8 protein-coding genes are annotated in these 10,116 nt (G+C 45.6%); all 8 read right to left on the reverse strand.

Annotated elements, in window-relative coordinates:
- Positions 1-3 precede the first annotated feature (3 nt).
- Positions 4-549, reverse strand: a complete 546-nt coding sequence (gene pseH / locus JI62_RS22365; RefSeq protein WP_088702265.1) for a UDP-4-amino-4,6-dideoxy-N-acetyl-beta-L-altrosamine N-acetyltransferase — start codon at positions 547-549, stop codon at positions 4-6.
- Entirely contained in the window at positions 536-1,648 is a 1,113-nt protein-coding gene (gene pseG, locus JI62_RS22370) for a UDP-2,4-diacetamido-2,4,6-trideoxy-beta-L-altropyranose hydrolase (protein WP_088702266.1), read from the reverse strand. Before pseG ends, pseH begins: the two co-directional genes overlap by 14 nt.
- Positions 1,645-2,349: a pseudaminic acid cytidylyltransferase gene (gene pseF / locus JI62_RS22375; RefSeq protein ID WP_088702267.1), complete on the reverse strand. Its 705-nt coding sequence runs from the start codon at positions 2,347-2,349 to the stop codon at positions 1,645-1,647. The genes pseG and pseF overlap by 4 nt, the downstream gene beginning before the upstream one ends.
- Positions 2,346-3,518: a UDP-4-amino-4,6-dideoxy-N-acetyl-beta-L-altrosamine transaminase gene (gene pseC / locus JI62_RS22380; protein ID WP_088702268.1), complete on the reverse strand. Its 1,173-nt coding sequence runs from the start codon at positions 3,516-3,518 to the stop codon at positions 2,346-2,348. The genes pseF and pseC overlap by 4 nt, the downstream gene beginning before the upstream one ends.
- Positions 3,518-4,516, reverse strand: coding sequence for a UDP-N-acetylglucosamine 4,6-dehydratase (inverting) (gene pseB, locus JI62_RS22385; RefSeq protein ID WP_088702269.1), 999 nt, complete (start codon positions 4,514-4,516; stop codon positions 3,518-3,520). Before pseB ends, pseC begins: the two co-directional genes overlap by 1 nt.
- Positions 4,517-4,531: 15 nt before the next feature.
- Positions 4,532-6,691, reverse strand: coding sequence for a hypothetical protein (locus JI62_RS22390; protein ID WP_088702270.1), 2,160 nt, complete (start codon positions 6,689-6,691; stop codon positions 4,532-4,534).
- Positions 6,692-6,714: 23 nt separating this feature from the next.
- A complete protein-coding gene (locus JI62_RS22395; protein ID WP_205737560.1) occupies positions 6,715-8,922 on the reverse strand; it encodes a glycosyltransferase in 2,208 nt (735 codons plus the stop codon).
- Between the two features lie 287 nt (positions 8,923-9,209).
- Complete coding sequence (locus JI62_RS22400) at positions 9,210-10,076, reverse strand: flagellin (protein ID WP_088702272.1); 867 nt, start codon at positions 10,074-10,076, stop codon at positions 9,210-9,212.
- Between the last annotated feature and the right edge of the window lie 40 nt (positions 10,077-10,116).

Here is a 10,116-nt window from a genome sequence, read left to right on the forward strand (position 1 = left end):
TATCTACTCGCGGCCTGAAAAAGTTTTCAAAAATCTAAAAAGCTCTTTTCGGTGTGCGGGCCACTCTCGCGCCAACAGAGCAAACCGCGTCACACTCTCATAACCACCAGATCCAAAGTAGTGGTCACAAAAGGTTCCTTCAGTCCGAAAACCTAACTTCCTATGAAACTTGTAACTTCGTGCGTTGCTTTCCAGAACCTCAGCATTGATTTTATGGAATTGCTCCTCATTAAAAATATAATCCAATGCCTCAACACCCATCTGGGTACCTGTACCTTGTGGAGCATCAGGAGCTGCATAAAATCCCCAAAAAGCATGATTCGCTATGCGATCCATCTCTGTAAAATAAACCACTCCAGCAGGTTTTTCATTCATGTCAACAAACAAAAACCAAGCTGAATCCTTCTTTTGGGATTCACGTCTAAACCACGCTTTGTGCTGATGCAACTCGATAACGCCCTGAGAAAACATACCGGCTCGAACAATTGGGTGGTTCCGCCAGCTCAACATTAATTCCAAGTCTGGCTCATCAAGTTTACGAAGAGACACGATCTTGAATATCCTTTAGGTGTTGCAATACATATTGTGTACCACGACCATCTACGATAGATCTCATAGAATTTGACTGGCTCCGATTGTATTCTGGATATTCCAATGCAAATTTTATGGCTTTGTGAATTCCGCAGGTGTTCAGGATTTCTGCATCACCCAGAAACTGTATAAGACCTTGAACTTCGAGCTCACGGTTTATTTCAGTTTGATTGCTGGCAATACTCGCAACAATGGAGTTCAAGCCGACACACATTCTCTCCCAGTTCGTCGTCCCACCAGCACCCAACATTAGGTCAGCCCTAATCATCAATGCAGCCAGACTTGGCAACCCATAGTGAATGCGTGTTTTTCTTCGATTTACCACCAGCTGTTCCACAGCTTTTGGGGATGGATGGTTCTTGCCAAGCACAACATCTACGAATAGATGTTTAAATGGCTCAGCTTGAAGCGTTTCCAAATAGCGTTCTGTAAGATGACCGTGGTCGCTTCCACCGACAAATACCAAAACTCTCGATATGTTACCATCACGTTCAGGCAGGGCATTGGCCAGCAACTCATACTCTTGTCGCAGCAGTGCATAGCGTGGACCCAGTAAAAGATCACACTCGTTATTGACCTTCACTTTGTAACGTTGTTTTGCATTGCTATCCAACATATTTTGATCCAACAACACCGCACACTCATGTGCCCGGTCTGCCAAGTCGTCAATCACCATAATCTGTCCAACGACCTCGGCCAAAGAGCGTTCCCAATGGGCATCGAGTGCGTAATGATCGACAATCAGCCAATCAGCATTGTAAACAGCAAGCACTTCATGCGTTTGCATTGCATCGGTTTGCCATGGAACACCCAGCCAATCGGAATGAGCAAGCGGTGGTTCATCTTTTTCCAACGTTTCTAATTGTTCTGGTGACTGCAGCAGGTGAAGATCAACCCCCTTTTGCGAGATCAAGTCGGCCAGATGGCCTTCATGATTTCTGCAAATAAACAGGCACTGATGGCCCTGTCGACGCAGCTCTTCAGCCAGGGTCAGGCAGCGCATGACATGGCCGGTGCCGATCTGAATGGATGCATCAGCGCGGAAAGCAATTTTCATTGAGTCTCCATTTCTGCCTGCATGGCTTTAAATAGCCACTCAGCACGAGCCCAGTCTTCAGGAGTATCGATATCCTGAACGCGGTTGCGGGGTAGTTTCACCAGCACCGAGTCTTCGCCAAAGATCATTTTCTCTTCCAACCAGGAGTCCGCTGTACCCCAATAAAATTGACCTGCATCGTGCCAAGCCTCTTCTAGATCCTGGGATCGCGTCTGAAAGTGCTCTGGGTTAAACATAGCAACCCGGCCATTCTCAGTAATCCGGATAGCCCGCTGAATCGGAAAAGCGTAGCTGGTTACCGAAAAGACAAAGCTGGCTACGCTTTGTTGCATTAATTCCCAACCACGCTGAATATCTTCTGGGGTGACAAAAGGTGCCGTTGCGTAGACGCAACAGGCATAACCCACCATCATTTCATGATCATTTAGCCATTCGACCGCATGACGAATCACCGGGAGCGTACCCGTGTAGTCATCAGCCAAATCGTTTGGGCGAAGAAATGGCGCTTCTGCACCCCATTGTTCGGCTACTTTGGCGATTTCACGATCGTCTGTGGACACGATAATTCTGTCGAAACAACCGCTGGCTTTTGCAGCTTCAATCGACCAGGCCACCATCGGTTTGCCACAAAAGTCTTTAATGTTTTTACGGGGGATACGTTTGCTGCCGCCGCGAGCGGGAATGATCGCAATTCGGTTCATAAATAGCTTCCAACTTCCAAAGCGATTTTCAGTGCCTGCACTACGTCATCCTGCTGTTCATCCGTCAGCCCCTGGAACATCGGCAAACTAATCGCTTCACGGTAGTACTGCATCGCTTGCGGGAAGGCTTCCGGTTCAAATCCCATTTCCTGGTAATACGGCTGGATATGAACGGGAATATAGTGCAGATTCACAATGATGCCCTGCTCTCTCAGAGACTCAAACACTTGGCGATGTTTTTTGTTGATTGCGTCCAGCTTCAAACGAATCACATACAAATGTAGCCCGGAATAGCTGTCCGGGTGTTGACACGGCGTTGTTACCGGCAGATCCTTTAAGAGTTCATCATACCGCTTGGCTAGCTCATGCCTGCGGGCAACAAACGCAACTAGCCGACCCATCTGGCTGATGCCTAACGCAGCCTGCAGCTCGGTCATGCGATAGTTATAGCCCAGCTCCACCTGCTGGTAATACCAGGGGCCGTCCGACTCATGCGTCATTAAGTTCAGATCACGGGTAACGCCGTGGCTGCGTAATAAGTTCATGCGGCTGGCCAATTTGTCATTATTGGTCACCGCTATGCCACCTTCGGCAGTAGTAATGATTTTTACAGGATGAAAGCTAAATACAGTAACATCACTGTACCGACCACTGCCTATGAACTCGCCTTGGTACTTACCGCCAATGGCGTGCGAAGCATCTTCAATAAGGCGAAAACCATAGCGTTGGCTAAGCACACTAATCTCTTGCATGTCGCACGATTGACCACATAGATGCACAGCAACGACGACTTTTGGTAAGCGCCTTTCTGTTTCTGCTTGCTCTAGCTTAGCCGCTAGCGCTTTGGGGCAGAGGTTATAGGTGCGTGGATCAATATCAACAAAGTCAACTTGTGCACCGCAATAAAGCCCGCAGTTAGCTGAAGCAACAAAGGTGATCGGTGAAGTCCACAGCCAATCGCCTTCTCCGAGGCCTAGTGACAAGCAGGCAATATGTAATGCAGAGGTAGCACTATTGACTGCTAAGGCATACTTTGCTCCTACATGTGCGGCTACTGCCTGCTCGAAGCGAGGTACTTGCGGCCCCTGGGTGAGGAAGTCGGACTTCAGCACAGAGACCACTGCATCTATATCAGCTTGAGTAATCTCTTGGCGACCGTAAGGGATCATTATATAGCTCCGATTTTCTTTTGATTCTGAGTGATCCAGGCCTGCAGCTCAGAATCTGTCATCCATTCGCTGTTATTATTACTTGAATAGACAAAACCGTCTGGCACACGCTTACCGTTTTTGATGCGGTTAGCGTCTTTATCCCAATTATTGATCTGCGGCAAAATCTTAAAGTGTTCAGGGTATTCGTAAGTGTAGTAGGAATCTTCGGCGCTGATCATTTGCTCGTGTAGCTTTTCACCAGGGCGAATGCCCACCACTTCCAGCTTGGCCTTTGGAGCAATGACTCGTGCCAAGTCGGTGACTTTCATCGAAGGAATTTTCTTAACGTAGATCTCGCCTCCTTCCATATCCTCAAAGGCGTGCCATACCAGTTCGACCCCTTCCTCCAAGGAGATCATAAAGCGTGTCATACGTTCGTCGGTAATTGGTAACACTCCTTTGTCCATAATCGACATAAAGAACGGAATTACCGAGCCACGCGACCCCATCACATTTCCATAGCGCACCACAGAAAAACGTGTCGGGTTTGGGCCAGCATAATGATTACCTGCTACAAATAGTTTGTCAGAAGTCAACTTCGTGGCCCCGTAAAGGTTAATAGGGCTACTCGCTTTGTCAGTTGAGAGCGCCACGAGTTTTTTTACACCTTTATCAATACAAGCATCTACCAAGTTCATTGCACCCAAAACATTAGTTTTGATGCACTCAAATGGGTTGTATTCAGCAGTCGGTACAATCTTAGTCGCCGCAGCATGAACAACATAATCCACCCCATCTAGTGCTCGATAGAGGCGTTCGCGATCGCGAACATCACCAATAAAAAAACGTACGCGGGAGTCTCCTTCAAACTTTTTGGCCATTTCCCACTGCTTCATTTCATCACGTGAGAAAATGATGACTTTCATAGGGTTATAGCGTGCCAGCAACATGGGAATAAAAGTGTGGCCGAAGGAGCCTGTGCCACCAGTAACAAGAATACTTGCACCATTAAACATAATTAACCCCCATATTTATCTAATATTCATAACGGCAACTGCACGACGGTGCCCTTTATTCTGTGGAAAGCCACGATGAAATCCGCTTTGGTCAGAGATCACAAGTGCACCTTTTTTAGCCATAACAGGAGTTATTTTTTCTTTTTCAACAAAGGGAGCTTCGGTTCTGTTCGGCAGAACACTCGAGACATCTATATTGAAACGACGATATTTACTATCCTTGTGACTTTCTTGCACATACGTATAAGGCCCATCCTCAAGAGAGATACAATCAGTTAAGTATATAAATGCTTTTAACTGAGGCCGATATGAATCGGCATGAAAACCTCGGGTTTCGGTAACACCTTCATTTAGATAAAAATTTAAATTTTTACAACTAGCGAATGTATCTCCAATAGAGACAACTCGAAGCAGGTTTGAATCTTCATAGATCTTTCTTAATTTTTTAAGGCTAGGATAAGCTAGATCAACATTAAATATATCAATCATACCTCTATCTTGCCCAACTTTACCCAGCCTCACCTGCGCAACTGCTTTCCCATAGCTAGACAACTGGTCATAACCTGAAAGCTTAGCAACATCTTTTTGGATAAGCATCTTTTCAGACTCTTCCAAGTTTTTACCTGAAGAGAAAAAACACTGCATCCTTTCATTCAGATCATTAATCACTTTTTCTATATCACTAAAAACCTCTTTAGTTATAAATTCAGGTATAATAACAATACCTGTCTTATCTAAACAAGCACTAACTTTCTCAACATCATCCAAGTTAGCAAAAGTAATTTCACTGCACCTCTCCTTAATATCCAAAAAAGAGAGCCCCCTAATATAATCGACCGTCTCATTATTAATTTCAACAATATCGGTCATATCAATTTTTTTATTTTTCAATACATACCCCCACCTCCCTGCATTTACGTCATGACCTGACAAAACCTCTTCTTTTTGGTTCAGAAGCAACTTAATACCAACACCTATTTTTTCCGCATTTCCAAAACTATAATCAACTCTCTTACTCGGCGATGGGAACATATTTTTTTTATTTATTTCATCCAACTTAAAAAGAAGACCGGTAGCAAATTCTTTTTCAACATCACCGATATAGTCATGACAATAAACTGAAGGAATACCGAAGTTCAATGCATCCAATGCGCATGTTGAAGAATAAGTTATATGGACACTCGATTGACTCAAAGAGTCGTTGATAGTAATTTTATTTGGATCCTCTATCTTTGCTTTTACACCCTCTTTTTTGAGTAAATCAAAAACTTCTTTTGCCTCATTTACGTGCAATGGATGAGGTCTGATAACCACTTCTCTTTTTTTAATCTCAGCAACACGTTTAATCTCCTCAATGGGAATAGGAATTCCTTTCGATTGTGGCTGATGAGTATATAGAACTTTCTTCCCTTTTCCGTGAAGATGAGTAGAAAAGATAGGGTTCCCCCCCTCAACAATGGAAGCTCCGGCAGCAATATGACTATCTTTTATTAGCATTTCTGTTGCCATATCACTCCATGTCCAAAAGACATCTGGAAGTAATGGACTGCCAACCTCATTTTTTTTAAACCTTGAATAACAAGGGTGCTTAAACCCATTAATTCCATGCTGGACATCAATAACTGTAATACCCAGCATTTTACAAGCGAGAATAATAGGAAAATAATACAGGCCATAATAAACTCGAAAAATCAAGGCATCGACGCCTGAATTTTTCAACAGATTATAGTAGTCAGCCACCATCCCATTCATTAAGTAAAATCTCTCTTCTAAGCTTGATCGAATACTGGTACCAAAACACTCCTGAAGCATAGAGTCAAAAAAATCGATTTCTTCTTTCTGCTTATTACTTAACACTTTTTTAAATTTAGCGGGGAGAAGCTCCAACTTTTCAACTTCCAAGCCCTTGCTCTCAAAACCTTTGATGATATTTTTCAAAAACTCTTCATCAAAAAAATAACCAACTTTTTTGATAACTTTTTTTTCTGGATAGCTATTAGGCTTCACTCCTGAGAGTGTCATACTACCCTTAAAAGCAACCACTTCCTTTCGATTAACTTCTTTAAGGCAGAACAGAAAACTTTCTCTTATAAGTGGAGAATAAGTCAACTCATAACTATCAGGAACACTAGAAACAATCTCATCAAAAACAGCAAACTTTTCATCAGCAAACATAAAGCTTGTCCTCTCTAAATAAATCAACTAAGCAATTCAAAAAGATTATCATCTTGACCCAAAAACGCAGTTTTAGCTGAATCAATCTTTGGAGGCATTGCATTGTTGTTTTGCTCAACGGCAGCGGGAAGTAGCTTCTTAGCTTCCAGAAACTCCAGCGCTCTATCCTGGCTAACGTCTGCTATCAACTCAAAAGCCATGTCATGCGCTGCAAAAACTGCACTTAGAATGAAGGCAAGTTTAATTCTTTCTTTCTCGCTCAGCTTAGCCATACGCTCATGGCTTGGCAGCAATAGCATATCGGCGCTTTCCTGCTCAGTGGCGCAAGGTGTGCGGTCGTTTAGCTCTTCTGGCAAATGGCTATATTGACTGACGTTATGGAAGCGGTAGAAACGAAAGCCATTACGGCTGGCCCAGTGCTGTAGCTCTGCGAAATTTGGTTGGTGTTGATGCGTAGGCTGGAAGACAACACGTGCCTGAACCAGCAGTGTATTTATGAGTGACTTTTTACCATTTTCTAGCACGCTCATGGCATCACTAAGTTCATCTAGAATCAACCAGTCAAGGTTACCCAGGCCTTCAATACTATCTAATGCCACGGTATTAATAGGCAGTTCAGCTAAAGATTTAGCACCCAGCTGGTGGCGTTTAGGGAGTTGTTCGGCCGGTAGAGGTACAAGAATACTGGTCATTTCCGGGGCGACACAGGCATGCAGCTTTGCTGGTTCCCCATTACCGAGCAGTGCGTGCTGGAATAGCTGTATATACTCACTGCCTTCGTATTGCTTGACCTCCTTTATTTCACTGGCGGGGTCAAAGGCGACAATACCAAAGGCTTCCGTAGCCGCCATCTGGTCGGCAAGGCCACTTTTGAGCAGGCTGGCGCGATTATCAAGCACCATAATTTTACCTTTGATTTGCCAGGTAAAATTATCTGTCAATGACAAACGGCTAGTTTGTTGCTCGTTGTTTTCCGGTTTCTCACCTGACTTAGCACCAACCAACTGCTGCAAAGAGCTATCGACCTTAAAGTCAGGCTTGGTCGCTCGGCTGGCTAAGCGCTGGCGGTGACGCTTCCTCTGGGCAATAGTGAAGTCTTTATTGCCCGCTCGCTGCCCCACCAGGGGTGTTAGAGCACCAATCAGTCTATCAGTAGCGCGGTCAAGGTGATGCTTCTCTTTGCCTACTTGCCAGGCACGAGCTACGTAGTCTTGGTAAAGGTCTTCGTCATCGAAAAAGCTGATGACTGCATCAACGAGAGGTTGCAGCTCTTCATCATTGAGTAAGTGATGGTAGGGTTCTTCATAGCAGGCATCCGGAAAATCAAAGGCAATACCAGCATTGCCTATCATTTCAGGCATGCCTCCCCGGTTGGTAATCAGTGCAGGAATTCCGTTAAGCATGGCCTCCGCAAGCACTCTTCCAGAGCTTTCCCACCATAGGCTAGGAGCCATCACCACACGAGCACGCCTGTATGGGCCGCGCATATCGTTGGTATTGGCAGTAATGGTTACATTGCTCAACGAGTTACGCAGCTCACCCATTCGGCGCGTGGTTTCTCGCAGCACAGCGGGCCAGTCAGACCGCGCTTCCACCACTTCAAGCTCAATATCGGGCCTTTCTCTTTCTAGCTTTTCTGCCAGTTGCACAAATACACTGACCCCTTTTTGCCAACTGGGGTTAACAAACAGCAACCGATTTCGTTCATGGCGTTCAGCGATAAAGTTTTCCGGGGCAATGAACTTACCTACAGGTTTGGCTGAATAACCAACCGTTTTACGGTACATATCCGCCGTTGCTTGGCTATCAGTGAGGATCAAGTCGACATCACGACACCAGCGTGGTGACTTATAGTTACCATTGGCCAAGTAGAAAGCGACAGGGATATCGCGATCACGCGCTTCATCGGCAATAAGCATGTCCAAGGTTTGACCACCGTAGAACCAAACAATATCCGGCTTAAATGAATCCAGCATGTAGAGATACTGGCTGTACCACAGCCCTTCTTCGTGGGTCGTAAAGTGATTCCGGTTATGGCTATAGCTCACTACCAGCTGATGAGTCAGCGGGCCATCTTCAGCTTCGATTAGTTGGTGCAAGTGAGCGTTCAGGTCTGGAAATTGCTCTTTGAGTTTTCCCATCCCCTTAGGATTATCAAATACGGTCGCGCCCAATATTTGGACTTCATACCCATGAGCTACCAGCTGCAACAGCATTTGCCGCACGGTCATGCTGGCCCCACTAGAGGAATCTAGTAAGCAGAATGGGTTAGCCCATAATATGCGGGGCTTGCGTTTTTGATTAGTAGATGAAGAAGTCTTAACCATGAAGCAGCTCACACAGAAAAATGGCAATTTACCTAGCTTACCGTGGTAGCGCGGTGACCAAAGGCGCGAATGCAGAGGTATTTAAGTAGATGTTCTCGCAATCAGTCCCCCTCAGACATTGCAGCAAGCAAAAAAACGGGGCCAATTGGCCCCGTTCTTTATTTTCTAGCTTATCACTACCAGCTTAAATATTAGCCCAACAGAGACAGTACAGACTGAGGCGTCTGGTTAGCCTGTGCCAGCATGGAGGTACCGGCCTGCTGGAGAATGTTAGCGCGCGTCATGTTAGACACTTCCACTGCGTAGTCGGCATCTTCGATACGCGAGCGAGCTTCAGAAAGGTTGGTAGACGTCGTCGCCAGGTTATCGATTACCGAGTCAAAGCGGTTAAGCGTTGCACCCAGGGTAGCGCGGTTGGTATCAAGGGTTTCAGTTGCAGTATCAACAGAGTCAACCAAGTCTTGAAATTCTTGGTGAACGACACCCGCAGCACCACCGGAAGTAATGGCAAATGTGCTGCCAGTAACAGCACCACCTGACAGCCCAAGACCATCTACGGTGGCGTCAAGCGTAGTAACAGAAATAACGTCTTCAGCTTCAGTATTAGAACCAACCTGAATATTGAGGGTACCGCCACCGCTGACGTTCAGCAGGTTAGTGCCGTTAAAGTTATTGCTGCCAGCTACACGATCAATTTCAGCTAGGCGCTCGTTGATCTCGGTAACGATTGCATCACGGTCTTCTGTAGCGTTGGTGTCGTTGGCACCTTGTACCGCTAGCTCACGAATACGCTGGAGGTTGTCATTGATTTGATCAAGACCACCTTCCATAGTTTGTACTAAGGAGATACCGTCGCTAGCGTTACGGCTAGCTTGATCCATGCCTTTGATCTGAGCCGTCATTTTGTTGGCAATGGCTTGACCAGCAGCGTCATCAGAAGCGCTGTTGATACGCAGACCCGATGACAGACGCTCTTGCGCCTTGGCCAACATAGACTGAGAGTTGGAAAGATTGTTCTGGCCGATCAGGGCAGTAATGTTAGTGTTGATTACAGACATGTGAGTGCTCCTTGGAGATTAACTGGCCTAGTGGCCTGCT

It is taken from the genome of Halomonas campaniensis (assembly GCF_002211105.1).
In the GTDB taxonomy this organism is placed as follows: Bacteria; Pseudomonadota; Gammaproteobacteria; order Pseudomonadales; family Halomonadaceae; genus Vreelandella; species Vreelandella campaniensis_A.

Excerpts from the sequence above, each read along its gene's own strand:
- pseC (WP_088702268.1), bottom strand. The coding sequence starts at position 3,518 with ATGATCCCTTACGGTCGCCAAGAGATTACTCAAGCTGATATAGATGCA.
- pseB (WP_088702269.1), bottom strand. The coding sequence starts at position 4,516 with ATGTTTAATGGTGCAAGTATTCTTGTTACTGGTGGCACAGGCTCCTTC.
- pseF (WP_088702267.1), bottom strand. The coding sequence starts at position 2,349 with ATGAACCGAATTGCGATCATTCCCGCTCGCGGCGGCAGCAAACGTATC.
- JI62_RS22390 (WP_088702270.1), bottom strand. The coding sequence starts at position 6,691 with ATGTTTGCTGATGAAAAGTTTGCTGTTTTTGATGAGATTGTTTCTAGT.
- pseG (WP_088702266.1), bottom strand. The coding sequence starts at position 1,648 with ATGAAAATTGCTTTCCGCGCTGATGCATCCATTCAGATCGGCACCGGC.
- JI62_RS22395 (WP_205737560.1), bottom strand. The coding sequence starts at position 8,922 with ATGACCGTGCGGCAAATGCTGTTGCAGCTGGTAGCTCATGGGTATGAA.
- JI62_RS22400 (WP_088702272.1), bottom strand. The coding sequence starts at position 10,076 with ATGTCTGTAATCAACACTAACATTACTGCCCTGATCGGCCAGAACAAT.